Origin of the sequence: Rathayibacter sp. AY1F9, from assembly GCF_002932155.1 — a bacterium.
Lineage (GTDB): Bacteria > Actinomycetota > Actinomycetes > Actinomycetales > Microbacteriaceae > Rathayibacter.
On record NZ_PSVA01000012.1, the window covers coordinates 1 to 16,027 of the forward strand.

Genomic DNA, 16,027 nt, shown 5'->3' on the forward strand with positions numbered 1-16,027 from the left:
GAGCTGGTCCACTGCATCCGCACCGACCTCGCCTGCGCCGGTCCCTCCTCCGCACCGCCCTCATCTGGACGACGACCGCTCTGCTGGCCGTCCTGGTCGCGGCGGCGCTCCTGTTCCACGCGTCCGGCGGACGCTGGTTCATCGTGCAGACGCCCTCCATGGGCACGGCCGCCCCGGTCGGCACCCTCGTCCTCACCGAGCCGACGGCCCTCGAGGACGTCCGGGTCGGCGACGCGGTCAGCTTCCACCCCACCACCACGCCCGACGAGACCTACACCCACCGGGTCGTCGAGATCGCGGACGACGGCACGCTCCGCACCCAGGGCGACATCAACGGAGCCGTCGATCCGTGGGCCACCGGCCAGGATCAGCTCATCGGAGTCGTCACCACGGCGCTGCCGGTGCTCGGCTGGCTCGTGCGCGGCCTGCCGCTGCTGATCATCGGCGCCGTCCTCGTGCAGCTGCTCACCCGCTTCATCGCCTCGCCCACCCAGCGGGCGTCGATGCGGATCCTCGGCCTCTCGCTCGTCGCGTCCGTCACCGTCTTCGTGCTCCGCCCGCTCGTCGGCATCGTCGTCCTCGAGGCCACGGTCGACAGTGGCACGACGAACGCCACGCTCGTCTCGACGGGCGTCCTCCCCATCCGCGTGAGCGCCGAGGGCGCCGACCCCGTGGACCTGGTCTCCGGACAGGTCGGCCGCCTGCAGATCCCGGCGCACGACGGAGACGCCTACGCCCTCTCCTCCGCTCTGCACCTGCCGTTCTGGGGCTGGGTCCTCTTCGTCCTGCTCTGCGCGATCCCGGTGCTCTACACGGTCTTCGTCGGTCTCCCCGGCGAGCCGGAGCGGACCGCCGAGCGCGGCCGCCGCGCCGCCCGCGAGGAGGAGACGGCATGAGCCGGCACCGCCTCTCCGCCGCCTCGCCGGCCGCGCGGCTGCGTACCCTCCTCGCCCGCCCGAGGTCTGTCGTCGCCGCCCTCGCCGCCGCCGCCCTGGCCGCCGTGCTGCTCACCGCCCCTGCCACCTCCGGCGCGTACACCGCCTCGATCCTGAACTCGACCAACACGGTCGGCAGCGCCGCCGCGTTCTTCACCTGCGACGGCGCCCTCGCCGCCGACCGCGGGGCCGCGCTCTTCGCCTACACGCTCGCGCAGCCGAGCGGATCGACGACCGCGCCCGACACGGACTCCGGCCAGTACCCGGGCACCTACCGCTCCACCGGCCTCTTCCCGACCGCGATGGTCAGCTCCGCCGCGACGCCCAAGGCCTGCCCGCGCGACGCGGGCGGCTCGTGGACGCCGAACGGCACCAACCAGTACCTGAGCACGCCGCTGGAGATCAGGAACCCCGGCACCTTCAGCACCGAGATCTGGTTCAAGACCACGAACGCCGGCGGCAAGCTCTTCAGCTTCAGCGCGGGCGCCACCGCTCCCGGCGGCCAGTACGACCGCCACACCTACATCGGTGCCGACGGCAAGCTCGTCTTCGGCGTCTACAACGGCGCCGCGCAGACCATCACGAGCACCCGAGCCGTCAACGACGGGCTCTGGCACCACGTCGTCTCCACGCTCTCGCCGACGGCGGGCATCGCGCTCTGGGTCGACGGCGTGAAGGTCGCCTCGAACAGCACGTACCGCACGGCCGAGAACACGACGGGCACCTGGAAGATCGGATACGACAGCCTGGGCGGCCAGTGGCCGAACGTCGGCTCCTCGTACTTCGGCGGGAGCCTGCGCTACGCCGCGGTGTACTCGACGGTCCTCACGCCGGAGCAGATCCAGACGCACTACGCGGCAGGACGCTGAGCGAACGGCCCGGTCGGCGGCGCCTCCGCAGCCCTAGGGTGAGCGGATGACCGCCCCCGCCCTCTCGCGCCGCGCCCGCTTCCACCAGCGGTTCCTCGTGGAGGAGCGCGTGATGGCCCCGGAGGCGCGCCGCGGCCTCGACCGGGCCGGCTTCGGCCTGATCGGCGTCGGCGTCGTCCTCTTCGCGGCCTTCACCGCGCAGGTCGCGAGCGGCACCGGCCTCACCGTCCTCGATCCGGTCGTCGCCGAGTGGTTCCGCGAGAAGCGCTCCGCCGAGGGCACGGTCGTGATGGACGCGCTCGCCACCGTCTTCGGGCCGGTCTACCTGCCGGTCATCATCCTGGCGGTGCTCGTGCTCTGGATCGTCCTCGCGCGGCACCTCTGGCGGCCGATCCTCCTGGCCGGCGGCATGCTCGTCGGGATGCTCAGCGTGCAGCTGGCCGCTCACCTCGTGATGCGGATGCGCCCGCCGGTCGAGTACATGCTGCTCGGGCCCGACGGCACGTTCTCGTTCCCCTCCGGCCACGTCACCGGCGTGAGCGACTTCTTCCTGATCACCACGTTCCTCCTCGCCTCCCGCCGCTCCTCCCGGAGCTGGATGATCGGGGCCTTCGCGCTCTCGCTCGGGATGATCGCCGGCCAGATCGTCGCCCGGCTCTACCTCGGCTACCACTGGCTGACCGACACGCTCGCCTCGGTGTCGCTCGCCCTGATCGTGCTCGGCTCGGTGATCGTGATCGACACCCGCCGGACCGCGGTCGTGCGGGGCGGCGCGGACTGACCGGCGCGGCGCCTCCCGCTGCGGCGAGGAGCCGGCCGCGGGAGCAGGCCCTGTCGTCAGCCCCGGTCGGCCGGATCCTCCCCGGTGACGATCGGCACCGGCTCCGTCACGCCGATCGTGCTGACGATCGGGACGATCCCGGTGCGGGTGAACGGCTCCTCGGCGGCCGACGCCGACTCGTCGGACAGCGGTGGGGGGTCGACCGCGGCCGGCGCCGACGGGTCGGACGCCGTGAGGCCGGATCCGCTGCCCGGCGCCGTGACGACCTGCGCGGTGTCCGCCTGCCCGGCCTCGGCGCCGTCGGGGTAGAGGACGTCGGCGGCGAGGGCCTGCTCGATCCCGCGGTCCCGGCGGGTCCGGGCGCGGACCGGCGCCACCGCCCGCACGATCGGGGTGCGCAGGCGGCGGTAGGCGATCCGGCCGAGCGTGACTCCGCCGGCGAGGCCCAGCGCGATCATGCCCGCCTGGAGCAGGAGCTCGATCCCGGCGCTCGGGCCGGCGTTCGAGGTGAGGCCGAGGACGCCGCGGTAGAGGGTGAGGCCGGGCAGGAGGGGGACGATCGCGCACGCGGTCGTCACCACGGCGGGCACCCGCATCCGCTCGGCCAGCATCTCGCCGAGCAGGCCGATCGCCAGCGCCGGGAGGGCGTTGGCCATGAGCGGCGCGAAGCCCGAGGTGGTCAGCGAGTCGGAGACGAGGAACGCGCCGGCTCCGGTGAGGGCGGCGATGAGCGCGGGCCGCGGCGGGGTGTGCGACGAGAGTGCCCAGGCGCCGGCCGCGACCCCGGCGCCGAGCACCTGCACGGCGGCCGGCCAGGGGCGGGCGTAGGAGTCGACCAGCACCAGCTCGACCCCGAGCGAGCGCGCGCCGTCGAGCACCACGGCGATCCCGACGACGATGCCCAGCGTCAGCAGCCCGACCTCGAGCAGTCGGCCGCCCGCCGTGATCGGGAACCCGTTGATCGCGTCGTCCGCCGCTCCCACGAACGAGAGCCCGGCGAGGAGCACGACCACCCCCGACGCGACGACGAGCGCGGGCGGCAGCACCGCCAGCTCCACGGGCAGCCGCGGCACGACCGCGAGCAGCACCACCGCCACTCCGGTCGCCAGCGCGGCGCCGGCGATCTGCTGGAAGAAGGCGGGCAGGCCCCAGCGGGCGAGCAGCTGGTTGACCAGGTCGATCGCGGCGGCCGTCGCGGCGGCGAGGAGCACGACGAGCGGGCCGCCCCCGAGCAGGAGCGCGACGCCCGCGGCCATCAGCGCGAGCGTGAGGGTGACGACTCCGCGGCGGTAGCGGTGCGGCTGGACGAGGATCGCGTCGAGCCGGTCGTGCGCGGCCTCGAACTGGTGCCGGGCCTCCTCGCGGGCCTCGGCGGAATCGACGGCGTCGGCGACCCGCACCTCCGGCGAGCCCTCGGTGATGGCGGTGACGAGCGCCGTCACGCGGGCGAGCCGCTCGTAGTCGGCGCTGCGGGAGGGGACGACGCGCAGCACGCTCACGCTGGGGGAGTCGTCGCCTCCGTCGTGCACGACCAGGATCGACGTGAAGGTGAGGTCGACCTGGCACTCGATGCCGTAGGCGCGGCACACCCGCTGGATCGTCTCGGTCACCTCGGCGGCCGCGGACCCCAGCGAGAGCAGCGTCTCGCCCAGCCGCACGGCCAGCTCGAGCACCCCGCGGACCGTCTGCTCGGCGAGGAGCGCGCGCTGAGCTCGACGGCTCACCGGGGCCGCGGGCCGCTGCCCGCCGAGCTTGCCGACGACCTGCTGCAGAAGACGAGGAGAGCGCACCGTCCAGGGTAGGCACGCGGGGGCCGGTCCGGGGACGGGTTGCGGCGGCTTTCCCGCGGATGTCCGAGCAGCAATCCTCAGAAGCAGGCGAGCACCCGGGTCGTCAGCCAGAGGGCGGCCTCGAGCTCGGTGTGCAGCTCCCGGCCGAGGGCGAGCCAGCGCTCCTCAGCCTCAGCGCTCCTCCAGCCCTCGAACACGTCGCATCCGGACGCCCAGAGCTCCTGCCAGCGGAGCAGCGGTCCGTGCAGGGCCTCCGGGACGCCGATCGCACCCGGATCGTCGATCGGGCCGTCGACCGCCCAGAGCGGATACTCCGCGCCGTGGTCCGGGTACAGGCGGAGGTTGGCGAGCCGCCCCTCCCGATCGGCCCGCGCGCGGGCGAGGGTGTCCTCCTCCGTCGCGAACGGCGGGACGATCCACTCGATCTGCGTGACGGGATCGACGACTCGGCGTTCCACGGCTCCTCCTCCGCTCCTCGATGCGCGCACGACGGTAGCAGGGCCGTTCCGCGCCGCATCGGAGGGGGCCTGCCTACACTGGCGAGCGACTGCGTCCGCGAACGGGCGGGCGGGGCGAGGGGGGGGAGCGCATGAGGGTTCACGAGCGCGCGGTGCGGCACGGGCGGCTCCGGCGGCGGTCCGGGGTGCGGACAGTGGTGGTCGGGATCGCGGCGGTGGTCGGCGTCCTCGCCGTCAGCGCCACCTCGCTCGTGGCGATCGCGACGGTGAGCATCAGCCGGAACGTCGCCGACAACGCGGTCGATCTGGGCGTCGCTCCTCCCACCGCCGGGAACGTGCAGATGGGCGCGGTCGAGGGCGGCTTCGACGTCCTGGTCGTCGGCACCGACAACGACGCCACGCAGGGCGACTCCTTCGGCGTCCGCGACGACACGCTGAACGACGTCAACATCCTGCTCCACGTCTCGGCCGACCACCGCAGCGCGACGGTGATCAGCTTCCCGCGCGACCTGATCCTGGACCGTCCCGCGTGCACCGACCCCGAGACGGGCGTCGTCACCGAGGCCGCGGCCGGCGTCCCGCTCAATTCCGCGTTCCAGTACGGCGGGCTCGCCTGCGTCAACGACACCCTGCAGCAGTTCACCGGCCTGACGGTGCCCTACGCCGGCTGGGTGTCCTTCAACGGCGTCATCGAGATGAGCAACGCCGTCGGCGGCGTCCCGGTCTGCCTCACCGGTCCGATCCTCGACACCGACTCGGGCCTCGACCTGCCCGCCGGCACCTCGACCGTCTCCGGGTCGATGGCCCTCTCGTTCCTCCGCAGCCGCCACGGCGTCGGCGACCAGAGCGACCTCAGCCGCATCTCGTCGCAGCAGCAGTACCTGGCCTCCCTGATGCGCACCGTCCGCTCGGCCGACACCCTCTCGAACATCCCCGCCCTCTACGGACTCGCGCAGGCGACCTCGTCGAACGTGCACCTGTCGACGTCGCTCACGAGCCCGGCGACGATGATCTCGCTCGCCCTCGCACTGAAGGACGTCGACCTCTCGAAGATGGTGTTCGTGCAGTACCCGGCGCTCGACGACCCGGACTATCCGGGCAAGGTCGTGCCGAACGCCGAGGTCGGCGCCGAGCTCATGAACCGCGTCCTCAACGACCAGCCGGTGACCCTCGCATCCGACGCTCCGGCGGAGGAGGCGCCCGCGGCGGAGGCGCCCGCGGACGGCGGCGCGGCTCCGACGGATCCCGCTCCCGTCGCCGTCGACGCTCCGGGCCAGACCGCGGCGGAGGAGACCTGCGCGGTGCCGTCCGACTGACCCGACGGGTCTCGCGACGACGAAGGCGCCCGGGCGGTGTGCCCGGGCGCCTTCGTCGTGCGCGGTGCGCGGCCGTCTACGCGCGGCGGCGGCGGAGCACCGTCAGGGCGAGACCGCCGAGGATGCCGAAGGCGGCCAGGGCGAGCGGCGCGGTCGTCGAGACGCCGGTCGAGGCGAGGACGGGGCGGTGGCCGCCCGTCTGCGCCGCGGGTCCGGAGCCGGCCGGGTGCACTGCGGGCCCGGCGCCGGCAGGGTGCGCCGTGACGGCGGCGACCGCGGCGGAGCAGTCGGCCTCTCCGGCGATCGGGTCCTCCTCCGTCAGCGTGTAGTCGTAGGAGGTGCTCGCCACGAGACCGCTCGACGTGCCGCGGGCGATGACGCAGTAGATCTCGCTCGCCGGGTCCTGCAGAGGGTACTCGCCGAGGGAGATCAGGCTCCAGCCGAGCCCGTCGACGCCGACCTCGAGGCTCGAGCCGCCGCCCGTGAGCGTCTGGCGCGCACCCGAGGTCGAGAAGACGCCGATCGAGACGGTCTCGTCCGCGCCGAAGCCGAGGAGAGCGCCACCGCTGGTGGGCTGTCCGTCCGCCGGGGCGGGCTCGGGCGAAGCCCCCTGGGGCCAGATCCGGATCGCGGTGCGCGAGGGGACCTGCTCGAGCGACGACGTCACGGAGCGTCCGCTGGTCTCTCCCGTGGCGGTGACGGTGAAGGTGCCCAGCTGGTCCGCCATGGTGTCGGCGTCGAGCAGGACGAAGGCCTCGCCCGAGAGCGGGGTCGGCGCGGGGGGCACGAGGGCGGAGGTGCTGCCGTCGGGCGCGGTGAGCGTCACGGACACGTCCTCGCCGCGGTCGAATCCGCGGAACGAGGCGACGACGCCGTAGATCCGGAACTCTCCGACCTGGATGTCCGCACCGGCCGGGAGCACCCCGCCGTCCTCCCGGTTCTGGAAGACGACGCTCGTGTCGGGCTGCGTCACGGTCAGCTCGACGGCATCGGAGGCGACACGGGCGCCCGAGGCGTCGAGTCCCTCCGCGACGACGGAGATCGTCTCGCCGGGGAGCGGGAGGTGGGGGTCCACCGCGACGCCGTCCGCGTCGGTGGGGAGCCAGTCCTGGAGGCGGAGCTCGCCGGAGGCGGTGATCACGCTGGTGGTGACGGCCTCCTCCGAGGCGCCGTCGCGGAGCACGACGACGGCGACGGTGCCGGGCTGGAAACCGGTCCCGGACACGTCCAGGCCGCCGGCCCAGCCCTCCGCCGAGGGGATCGCGGAGAACGCCGAGCCCGCTTCGTAGGTGGTGCGGTCGAGGGCGATCGCCAGGGGCGACTGCGCGCTCTCGACGGGCGCGGTGGTCGGAGCCGGAGTGGGCGCCGGAGTCGAGGCCGGCTGCGGCGTCGCCGTGGGCTCCGGAGTCGCGGTCGGCTCCGCGGTGGGAGCCGGCTCGGCCGGTGCGGGGCTCGAGGCGGCGTCAGGGACGACCTCGGTGGCCAGGGCGACGGACGGGAACGCGAGCGCCCCCAGCAGTGCCGCAGTGGTGATGATGGTGACGCCGTGGCGTCGTCGCGCAGAACGCACGATTCCTGCTTTCTCCGAGCCGCTGATCGCGGTCGGCTTCCCCATGAGCGGGGGACGATCGCCCCCTGTGGCCGAGTGTGTCCTATGCGGAACCTCAGCCTGTGCTGGATCCTGCAACGATCCGATCACGCCGCGCGGCGCGAGGTGACGGTTCGGTCACGGCCGGGCGCGGCGATTCTGACGGGCCGGTGGTCGTCGCTCTCCGGAGGCTCCTCAGGCCGGCGGCACGACCAGCAGGACCACGCCGATCGCGGCGCTCACCGCGGCGACCACGCACCAGCGCTCCGCCCGGGTTCCCGCGGGTCCGCGCGTCCGCGCCACGGCGCCGAGACCGATCGCGAGCACGGCGATGCCGATCTGCAGGGCCACCGTCGTCCGGATCAGCGCCCACGCCTCGAAGGCGCTCGCTCCGGTCGATCCGGTGGCGAGGAGCGGCACTCCGCCGACGCCCGCCGGGACGAGCAGCAGGCCGGATCCGATCGCCAGCGCCGCGATCAGGTGGGCGAGCACGTCGTCCAGCGCGGTCCGAGGCGGCGCGCCGACCGGCGCGAGGGCGGCGGTGCCGGGCCTGATCGCGACCGTGCGGAGGTGCATGGGGCGAGCGTAGGCCCGGACCGCACCCGAGCGGACCCCCTGCGGAGGCCCCTGTCCGGTGGGCATTCCGGGGGAGGATCGGCGCTGAGCGAGTAGTCGAGGGCCCCGCCCTCCGGTCGCTCGTCGACGCCGTCCGGGCGGCTCGCTTCACGCCCGTCAATCGCTGCTTCCGGTCCAGGTCCCTTCGATCACCTGGATCAGGTCGTGCCGCTCAGCGGGACCCAGGTGGGGTTCGAACTCGATGACGAGCCGGTCCGACCGGTAGACGTCCGTCGTGTTGTACACCGTCGCCTGCCGCGCGAGATCGAGGGAGTGGTAGCGGTGGATCGACGCCCCGGGCCCGTCGACGCCCTCCACGCACCCACGACGATCTCCGCAGGCCTCCCTGCTCGGAGCGGCAGCGCGCTCGAGTCCGTCCAGCTCCGCGCGGGTGACGTCCCGGATCGTGATCCTCGATCTCGAGTCGTCGAGGAGGAGCCCCGCTCCGAAGACGGCGGCTCCGCCGACGACGGCCCCGACGACGAGACCCGCCGCCCCGAAGACGACGGCGGTCCGGCCGACCGTTCCCGTGGCTCTGCTCGTCGCTGTCATGGAGGTCCTCTCTTCGGCCGGCTGCTCGGGCGGACGGCGGAGTGCCACCGCATCCGGAGAACCTCCCAGCGCGCATCGGCGGAGTCAAGAGCGCACACCTCGATGGCAGGAGATGTGGCGCGATCGTCGACGCAGAGGGTGCAGCAGCAGGCTCCGCATCCGCCCGGCGCCTCCGCCTCAGGCGCCGTCTCCGGCAGGATCAGGGGATGCGCCTGCAGACCCTCACCACCGGATCCGGACCGCAACACGTCGGGCTGGTGCACGGCCTCGGCGCGTCGGCGACGACCTGGGGGCCGTTCGTCGAGCGGCTCGTCGCGACCGGCCGCTACACGGTCACGGCCGTCGATCTGCGTGGGCACGGCGCGAGCCCGCGGGCGGAGTCGTACCGGATCGACGACATGGCCGCTGATCTGGTCGAGTCGCTGCCGGCGGGGCTCGACAGCGTGGTCGGCCACTCGCTCGGCGGCGCGGTGCTGCAGCGCGCCGTCGCCGCACTCGCGCCCGGCCGGGCCGTCTACCTCGATCCCGGGTTCGCCCTGTCGCTGCCGACGAGCGGCCTCGCCGGACGGCTGTTCTGGGCGGTGCCGCTCCTGTCGCTCGGCCTCGCTCAGCTCGGACAGGCGCGGGCGGGCGCCGCGGTCCGCGCCGCCTACAGCCCCGAGACCCGCGCGCTCCTCGACGACGCGAAGAAGCGGTTCGACGCGCGGATGGCCGTCGGCGTGTTCCGGGACGTCGCCTTCCACCCGGTCCCGGTCGAGGCGCCGACGGTCCCGTCGACGGTCGTGCTCTCCGACCAGTCGCCGGCGGTGCTGCCGGACGCCCTGGCCGCGCGGCTCGAGCAGCGGGGCTGGCAGGTGCGCCGGCTCCCGGGCGTGCACCACGACATGCAGCTCGAGGACCCGGACAGGACGTTCGCCGCGATCGCGGACGTGCTCTAGCCGCCCCCTCCGCGGGTCGGGCGCCGGTGAACGGGGATTCCGGGTGCATCCGTACCTCGCGGATCGAGACGGCGGGCGATCCCGGAGGCCCGCCCGCCGTCCCCCTGCGCCCGCCGTCAGCGGACGGTCGTCGCGGCGGTGTCGGCGTTGCTCCGGATCGACGGGTCCGGCGTCCTGACCGAGAACGCGGCGGCGAAGGCGGTCGCGGTGCCGGTGCCGGTGGCCGTGACGGTGATCCTCTCGGTGACGGTCCGCCCGTTCGCGAGACTCGAGCGCGGGAAGATCACGATGCTCCCGATGCGGCTGTACGAGCCCGTGGCGGACACGAACTGCACGGTCGGGGGGAGGATCACCTTCGAGTAGACGGACGTCGACGCGGAGGGTCCGGCGTTCTTCGTGATGATTGTGTACGTGAACGTCCTCCCCTTCACCGCGGTGGTCGGAGCGGAGACGTCGACGCGCAGGTCGGCCCTCGTGGTCGCCTTCTGCGGAGAGACGGTCAGCGTGCTCGCCGCCTCGACGGTGCCCGCCGGGTTCGCCGCGCGGAGGGTGAAGCCGTAGGTCCCCGCGGTGGTCGGGGTGCCCGTGAGGCGGCCTGAGCCGTCGAGGGCGAGCCCGGGAGGCAGAGTGCCCGACGCGACGGTGACGACCGGCATTGGCGATCCGGTCGCCGTGTACGTGAAGTCGTAGGCGGAGCCGACCACGCCGGCCGCGGCCGTCCCCGAGAGGGTCGGAGCGGTCGCCGCCGGTCCGACGGTGAGGGTGTGGGGCGCGCCGGTGGTGGTGCCGAAGGTGGTGCGGGCGGACACACTGAAGGAGGACGCTCCCTCGACGGTCGGGGTGCCGGAGAGGACGCCCGCGGAGGTGAGGGTCAGGCCGGCCGGGAGGGACCCGGAGGCGAGCTCGATCGTCGACGCGCCGCCGGTGGCGAAGGTGTAGGAGAAGGGCGTTCCGAGAGGCGCCGTCGCCGGAGGGGCGTCGGCCGTGAAGATGGGCCGAGCGCCGAGGGCGAGGCTGTGGAAGCTGCCGCCGGACACGGCGGTGGCGCCGGTGAGTCCCGCCGGCACGGAGGCCTCTCCGAAGCCGTCGTAGCCCCAGGCGGTGACGGTGCCGTCGCGGCGCACAGCGAGGCTGTGGTACCCGCCGGCGGCGACGGCGGTGACGTCCGCGAGGCCGTCGGGGACATCGGACTGGCCGTCGCTGTCGCTGCCCCAGGCGACGACGGTCCCGTCCGAGCGCAGCGCGAGGCTGTGAGAGGCTCCGGCGGAGACGGCGGTGACGCCGGTGAGTCCCGGGGGCACGTCGGTCTGCCCGAAGGCGTCGTCTCCCCAGGCGGTGACGGTGCCGTCGCGGTGCAGCGCGAGGTCGTGGAATCGGCCGGCGGCGATGGCGACGACTCCGCTGAGCCCGTCCGGCACGGTCGCCTGGCCGTAGAAGTCGTATCCCCAGGCGGTGACGGTCCCGTCGCCGTGCAGGGCGAGGTTGTGGTAGCCGCCGGCAGCGATGGCGGTGACGTCGGCGAGCCCGTCCGGCACTGTGGCCTGCCCGTCGCCGTCGTCGCCCCAGGCGGTGACGGTCCCGTCTCTCCGCAGGGCGAGGCTGTGGTTCACGCCGGCGTCGACGGCGACGACGTCGTCCAGACCGGTCGGCACGGTGGCCTGCCCGCTGCTGTCCTCGCCCCAGGCGGCGACGGTGCCGTCGCTGCGCAGGGCGAGGCTGTGGGAGCCGCCCGCGGCGATCGCCGTCGCGTCGGTGAGCCCAGCCGGCGCAGTGACCTGCCCGCTGGAGTCGTCACCCCAGCCGACGACACCGGTCGCAGCGGGAGCCGCGGCGACCGCGGACAGGGGAGCCGTGGTCCCGAGGAGGAGCGCGACGGTCGCCGTCAGCGCGAGCAGGCCGAGCGCCGGCCGAGGCCTCGTCCTCCGCTCAGGGGTCGAGCGGGCCGTACCGGCGTCCGGGTCGGTCGGGCGGGAGGCGGAGGGAGAGCGCATGCTGGAGCCTTCGATCGGGTCGACCGTGGGCGGCCGTCTCCGAACAGTGGCACCCGGTCCCACCGCGGACAACAGCCTCTAGCGGACATGTCCGCAACAGGGCAGGGGCCGGTGCGCGGAGGACGCGTCGCCTCGTCTCGTCCCCCGCGGAGCATCCCCCTCCGGTGCCCGGGGGCGGTCCCGCCGGATCGCGCGCAGGCGTCTCGCGCGGACCGATCGCGGCGAGACGTTCTCCTCCCGGCCACCCGTGCCGGACGGCCCGGCCCCTACCGTGGCCGCATGACAGCAGCGGAGTCAGGACGTCCCGGAGCCCGAGAGCGGAGCTCGAGCCGGATCCTCGTGGCCGGCGCCCTGCTGCTCGCCTCGGCCGGGCTGCAGCAGCTCGCAGCCGTCCAGCGCTGGGCCGTCGCCGGGCCGATCCTGGGCGAGCAGGCGATCGAGGACCACCGGTACGACTACTCGTGGCCCGCCGATCCGTGGGAGAACGTCGGATCGGCAGCGCAGCTGCTCGGGATCGGGCACCTCCTCGTCGCTCTCGCCGTCCTCGCCGCGGTCGGTCCGGGACGGCGGCGCCCGGTCGCGGTGATGCGGACCGTGGTCGCCGCGGCGTTCGGCTGCCTCGGCCTGCACGCGGTCCTGTCAGGGATCCTCGGCGCACCGACGATCCTGCAGGCGATGCTCCCGGCGGTCGTGCTGGGCCTGGTCGCGCCCACCGCTCTTCTCGCGCTCGCGGTCCTCGTGGCGAGGACGTCGCCCCTCCGCGCAGCGTCGTTCGTCCTCCTGATCGGATCGACGCTGCCCGGCTACCTCGTCGCGACGTTCGCGATCGCTCCCGCGCTCGTCGGCTCCCAGTCGTACGACACCACGCCCTGGACGGAGTCGGTCGTCGCCGCCTCGGTGGCGCTCGCCGGGGCGCCGCTCCTGCTCGAAGCGCTGATCCGCTCGATCGTGCATCGCGCGGGGGCCGTGCCGCGTCGCGAGTCGCCGGGAGCCGACGCGTCCTGATCGAACGGCGGGCTCACCCGGCCCGCTCGGTTGTGCCGATACCCCCGGACGCGAGGAAGGGCCGCCCCGAGGGACGGCCCTTCCTGCGACTCCGCCGGCCCGCGCTCCTCCAGAGGAGCCGGGCCGACGAGTGCTCAGTGCTGGCGGATCTTGTCGATCAGCTTCCCGCCGATGTCCTTGACCTTGTCGGTGATGGGGGTGCTCGACTTCGGGCGCTCGGTGACGGTGAACGGCAGGGTGATCGCCTTGCCGGTCTGGTCGCCGGTCACCGTGACGCTGTAGTCGCCGGGCGTGGTGGGCGCCTTCGCCGTGACGGTGAGGCCGCCGCCGGCGAGGTCGCGGGTCGCGGTGCGGTCCGTGAAGAGGGGCGCGGAGCCGATCAGCTGCGTGTCTCCGTTGAAGCCCTTCGCGGTGAGAGTGACGTCGGCTCCGGGGGCGAACGACGAGCCGGAGAGCTCGGCGGTGGCTCCGAAGCTCATCGAGCGGATGTCGCGGTCCACTCCGAGCGCGTTCGTGATGGTGAAGAACGTGTCGGTCTGGTCGGTGAGCCCGGCGACGTTCGCCGCGCCCGGTCCGTAGGCGGCGATGCGCAGCTGCGTTCCGGTGTGCTGCTGCGATCCGCCCTCGGCGGCGGTGCCGTACGACACCTTCATGGTGCTGCCGTCGGCGGTCTTCAGCGCGGTGCTGAGCGAGGTCGGCGGGGTGGAGTCGACGATCTGGCTGGAGTGGGCGTGGTCGGCGGTGACGATGACGAGGGTGTTCCCGTCCGCCTCGGCGAACGCGAGCGCGGCCTGGACGGCCTCGTCGAGGTCGACGGTCTCGCCGATCTGGCCGCACGCGTTCGCGGCGTGGTCCTGCTTGTCGATGCTCGCGCCCTCGACCTGGAGGAAGAAGCCCTTGTCGCCGGTGTCGAGGAGGTCGATCGCCTTCTCGGTCATGGAGCGGAGCGTCGGCTGCTCGGCCGGACGGTCGGGGTTCGCGACGCAGGTCTGCGGGGCGGCGTCCGCTCCGCCGACCGTCGCCGGGGTGGGCGCGTAGCGGACGGGCAGGTTGCCGGAGTTGAACAGTCCGAGCACGGGCGCGTCCTGGTCGGCGACGGTCAGCGCGTCGAGCTGCGCGGCGGTGGCGGCAGTCGTGGCGTCCCCGAGCACCTGGAAGCCGCGCTCCGCGGCCTGCTGGAACAGCGGCTCGCCGCTCCAGTCGCCGGCGCGGGCGACCTGCGCGAAGCTGGCCGAGCCTCCGCCGAGGGTCAGGTCGGCGCGGGTGTCGAGGATCTGCTCGCTGATCGAGCCGAGTCCGCCGTTCTCCAGCGCGTCGTCGCCGCAGCTCGCGCTGTCGGGTCCGTAGCAGCTGCGGGCGTCGACGTGGGCGGCCTGCACGGCCGGGGTGGCGTCCTGGATCTCGGCGGTGGTGACGTTGCCGGTCTTCAGGCCGTTCGCCTTCGCGATCTCGAGGAGGGTGTCCTTGCGCTGCTGGTCGATGTCGACCGAGATGGCGTTGTCGTAGGTCTTGGTGCCGGTGGCCCAGGCGCTGCCGGTGGCGGCGGAGTCGGGCACGTAGTCCGGGGCGCCCTTGACGGCGCCCGTCGCCGGGTCGTCCGCACGGTAGAGCGAGTAGGTCGTGTACTGGCCGGTGATCGGCAGGGCGTCGATCCCGGGGAAGCGGCCGGCCGCTCCGTACTGGTAGTTGCGAGCGACGGTGATCTCCGAATCGCCCATGCCGTCCCCGATGAGGAGGATGACGTTCTTCGCGTCCTGCTCCTTCACCGCTGCGCGCAGCGAGTCGGAGAGGTCGGCGTCGACCGGGGAGATGCGGGCGGCTCCGCCGGTGGCGGAGAGGTCGGCGGCACCGACAGCAGTGGCGGCGCCGGGTGCGGCCAGTGCGGCGGCGCAGACCAGAGCAGCGGCCGAGAGGGCCAGAGCGGAGCGTCCGCGGTTCGCGGAGCGGAACAGTCGTGTCACGTCGTGGACTCCTTGAGAGGTGAGACCCCGGAAAGGGGCACGCTCATCTCACTCCGGATCGCCCCGTCGGTGGGTGAACGGTGATGCATAGCTGAGTGAACTTTCCGACGAGGGCTCTCGGCCCCGGCGGCCCGCCGGAGCGTCCTGCCGACCGGCGTCCTGCCGACCGGCGCTCACCGGGAGCGTCGGTCGGCAGGGGCGCGGTCGCCGGGAGCCTTTCGGGTCAGCGCTGGACGAGCGGGACGGCGATGTCCGTGACGTCCGCGCCGATGGCGCCGAGCGGAGTCGCCGTGCCGTTCAGCAGTCCGATCTCGTAGAGCGACCCGTTGACGGCGGCGAGGCCGACCGAGCCGATGGAGCTGCCGTTGCGGAGGACGGAGTAGATGTCGAAGCCGGTCGCACCCGCGGCGTCGAGGCCGAGCTTCCCGGTCGGCGCCAGGGTGCCGGCGTTGGCCGGGGACTGGATCGCGATCTGGTCGAGGGCCGTGTCGAGGACGAACAGGGTGGTCGCGCTGTTCGCGTCGAGGTCGTTGTTCGTGTACGCGGCCCCGGCGACACCGGTGGCCACGGCGGGCGCGGCGTAGCTGAGCGTGCCGTCGGCGACCGTCGCGGCGCCCGCGGTGGCGAACGGCTGACGGAGGTTCTGGCCCGTGTCGCTGACCACTCGGAGCGCGTTGGCGGCGGGGTTGAAGTCGACGCCGAAGGAGGTGCCGCTCAGCGCCACGGTGAGACGGGTCACCTGGGTGGCCACACCGGTGGACGGGTTGATGGAGTAGACGCCGGCGCTCGCCGCGTTGTCGCCGACGCCGTAGAGGGCGCCGTCCTGGACCCGGTAGTCGATGCCGATGAGCGCGGTGTCGCCGCCGGTGAGGCCGGTGACGGCGACGCGGTTGGTGACCTTGCCGGGCTTGGTCGGGTTGAACTGCACGAGCTTCGTGCCGCCGTCGGAGAGTCCGACGACCCGCAGCTTCGCCGCCACGGAGCGGACCGCGTTGATCAGGTTCCTGTCCGACGCGCTGCTGGAGTCGCTGGTCGCCGCGGCCGGAGCGACGCTGCTCGCACCGGCGAGCACGGGTGCCACCGCCATCACGCCCGCGACGGCGACAGCTGCGATACCGACTCTGATGTTCCTGGTCATCGTGCACTCCTCGAGACTTGCGGTCGCCGGAGATCGGCGGCTCGGAGGGGGATACCGTCCGGAGCGCGCGAGCGTTCATCCGATCCGGAG

Annotated in this window: 14 protein-coding genes; 6 read left to right on the forward strand and 8 right to left on the reverse strand. The window is 73.7% G+C overall.

What is annotated here, in order from left to right:
• The 3 genes from C5C37_RS17480 to C5C37_RS09370 form a co-directional block, all read left to right on the forward strand.
• A partial coding sequence (locus C5C37_RS17480) for a S26 family signal peptidase (RefSeq protein ID WP_104338833.1) occupies positions 1 to 896 on the forward strand: 896 nt, incomplete at its 5' end.
• Positions 893 to 1,804 (forward strand): LamG domain-containing protein, encoded by a 912-nt coding sequence (locus C5C37_RS09365; protein WP_104338834.1) that lies wholly within the window; start codon positions 893 to 895, stop codon positions 1,802 to 1,804. The genes C5C37_RS17480 and C5C37_RS09365, both read left to right, overlap by 4 nt.
• Before the next feature lie 46 nt (positions 1,805 to 1,850).
• Complete coding sequence (locus C5C37_RS09370; protein WP_104338835.1) at positions 1,851 to 2,585, forward strand: phosphatase PAP2 family protein; 735 nt, start codon at positions 1,851 to 1,853, stop codon at positions 2,583 to 2,585.
• A gap of 56 nt (positions 2,586 to 2,641) precedes the next feature.
• Here C5C37_RS09370 and C5C37_RS09375 read toward each other — a convergent pair whose 3' ends face one another.
• Positions 2,642 to 4,375 (reverse strand): threonine/serine exporter ThrE family protein, encoded by a 1,734-nt coding sequence (locus C5C37_RS09375; protein WP_104338836.1) that lies wholly within the window; start codon positions 4,373 to 4,375, stop codon positions 2,642 to 2,644.
• Positions 4,376 to 4,452: 77 nt separating this feature from the next.
• The gene (locus C5C37_RS09380) at positions 4,453 to 4,833 is read right to left on the reverse strand and encodes a hypothetical protein (protein WP_104338837.1); all 381 of its coding nucleotides are present in this window, start codon (positions 4,831 to 4,833) and stop codon (positions 4,453 to 4,455) included.
• 131 nt (positions 4,834 to 4,964) lie between these two features.
• Here C5C37_RS09380 and C5C37_RS09385 point away from each other — a divergent pair, with 131 nt between their 5' ends.
• A complete protein-coding gene (locus tag C5C37_RS09385; protein WP_104338838.1) occupies positions 4,965 to 6,149 on the forward strand; it encodes an LCP family protein in 1,185 nt (394 codons plus the stop codon).
• 76 nt (positions 6,150 to 6,225) lie between these two features.
• On the opposite strand, the gene C5C37_RS09390 is transcribed toward C5C37_RS09385, so the two are convergent.
• The 3 genes from C5C37_RS09390 to C5C37_RS09400 all read right to left on the reverse strand — a co-directional run bounded on the left by C5C37_RS09390 (position 6,226) and on the right by C5C37_RS09400 (position 8,904).
• Complete coding sequence (locus tag C5C37_RS09390; RefSeq protein WP_146085208.1) at positions 6,226 to 7,719, reverse strand: LPXTG cell wall anchor domain-containing protein; 1,494 nt, start codon at positions 7,717 to 7,719, stop codon at positions 6,226 to 6,228.
• Between the two features lie 213 nt (positions 7,720 to 7,932).
• A complete protein-coding gene (locus C5C37_RS09395) occupies positions 7,933 to 8,313 on the reverse strand; it encodes a hypothetical protein (protein WP_104262235.1) in 381 nt (126 codons plus the stop codon).
• Between the two features lie 156 nt (positions 8,314 to 8,469).
• Complete coding sequence (locus C5C37_RS09400) at positions 8,470 to 8,904, reverse strand: hypothetical protein (RefSeq protein WP_104309622.1); 435 nt, start codon at positions 8,902 to 8,904, stop codon at positions 8,470 to 8,472.
• Positions 8,905 to 9,110: 206 nt separating this feature from the next.
• Here C5C37_RS09400 and C5C37_RS09405 point away from each other — a divergent pair, with 206 nt between their 5' ends.
• Positions 9,111 to 9,842, forward strand: a complete 732-nt coding sequence (locus C5C37_RS09405) for an alpha/beta fold hydrolase (protein ID WP_104338840.1) — start codon at positions 9,111 to 9,113, stop codon at positions 9,840 to 9,842.
• A 116-nt stretch (positions 9,843 to 9,958) separates the two neighbouring features.
• Here the strand turns inward: C5C37_RS09405 and C5C37_RS09410 are convergent, their stop codons facing one another.
• Entirely contained in the window at positions 9,959 to 11,833 is a 1,875-nt protein-coding gene (locus C5C37_RS09410) for a DUF11 domain-containing protein (RefSeq protein WP_104338841.1), read from the reverse strand.
• A 279-nt stretch (positions 11,834 to 12,112) separates the two neighbouring features.
• Here C5C37_RS09410 and C5C37_RS09415 point away from each other — a divergent pair, with 279 nt between their 5' ends.
• A complete protein-coding gene (locus C5C37_RS09415) occupies positions 12,113 to 12,838 on the forward strand; it encodes a hypothetical protein (protein ID WP_146081503.1) in 726 nt (241 codons plus the stop codon).
• Between the two features lie 134 nt (positions 12,839 to 12,972).
• On the opposite strand, the gene phoA is transcribed toward C5C37_RS09415, so the two are convergent.
• Both phoA and C5C37_RS09425 read right to left on the reverse strand, forming a co-directional pair.
• Positions 12,973 to 14,799 carry an alkaline phosphatase gene (gene phoA / locus C5C37_RS09420; protein WP_258074093.1) on the reverse strand — a complete coding sequence of 609 codons (1,827 nt, stop codon included), beginning with the start codon at positions 14,797 to 14,799 and terminating at the stop codon, positions 12,973 to 12,975.
• Between the two features lie 223 nt (positions 14,800 to 15,022).
• Positions 15,023 to 15,937 carry a DUF4394 domain-containing protein gene (locus tag C5C37_RS09425; protein WP_219812590.1) on the reverse strand — a complete coding sequence of 305 codons (915 nt, stop codon included), beginning with the start codon at positions 15,935 to 15,937 and terminating at the stop codon, positions 15,023 to 15,025.
• Positions 15,938 to 16,027 lie beyond the last annotated feature (90 nt).

What these genes read in the sequence shown, in the direction of transcription:
- C5C37_RS09415 (WP_146081503.1), top strand. Translation starts at nt 12,113, where the DNA reads ATGACAGCAGCGGAGTCAGGACGTCCCGGAGCCCGAGAGCGGAGCTCG.
- C5C37_RS09370 (WP_104338835.1), top strand. Translation starts at nt 1,851, where the DNA reads ATGACCGCCCCCGCCCTCTCGCGCCGCGCCCGCTTCCACCAGCGGTTC.
- C5C37_RS09385 (WP_104338838.1), top strand. Translation starts at nt 4,965, where the DNA reads ATGAGGGTTCACGAGCGCGCGGTGCGGCACGGGCGGCTCCGGCGGCGG.
- C5C37_RS09405 (WP_104338840.1), top strand. Translation starts at nt 9,111, where the DNA reads ATGCGCCTGCAGACCCTCACCACCGGATCCGGACCGCAACACGTCGGG.
- C5C37_RS09400 (WP_104309622.1), bottom strand. Translation starts at nt 8,904, where the DNA reads ATGACAGCGACGAGCAGAGCCACGGGAACGGTCGGCCGGACCGCCGTC.
- C5C37_RS09425 (WP_219812590.1), bottom strand. Translation starts at nt 15,937, where the DNA reads ATGACCAGGAACATCAGAGTCGGTATCGCAGCTGTCGCCGTCGCGGGC.
- C5C37_RS09365 (WP_104338834.1), top strand. Translation starts at nt 893, where the DNA reads ATGAGCCGGCACCGCCTCTCCGCCGCCTCGCCGGCCGCGCGGCTGCGT.
- C5C37_RS09410 (WP_104338841.1), bottom strand. Translation starts at nt 11,833, where the DNA reads ATGCGCTCTCCCTCCGCCTCCCGCCCGACCGACCCGGACGCCGGTACG.
- C5C37_RS09395 (WP_104262235.1), bottom strand. Translation starts at nt 8,313, where the DNA reads ATGCACCTCCGCACGGTCGCGATCAGGCCCGGCACCGCCGCCCTCGCG.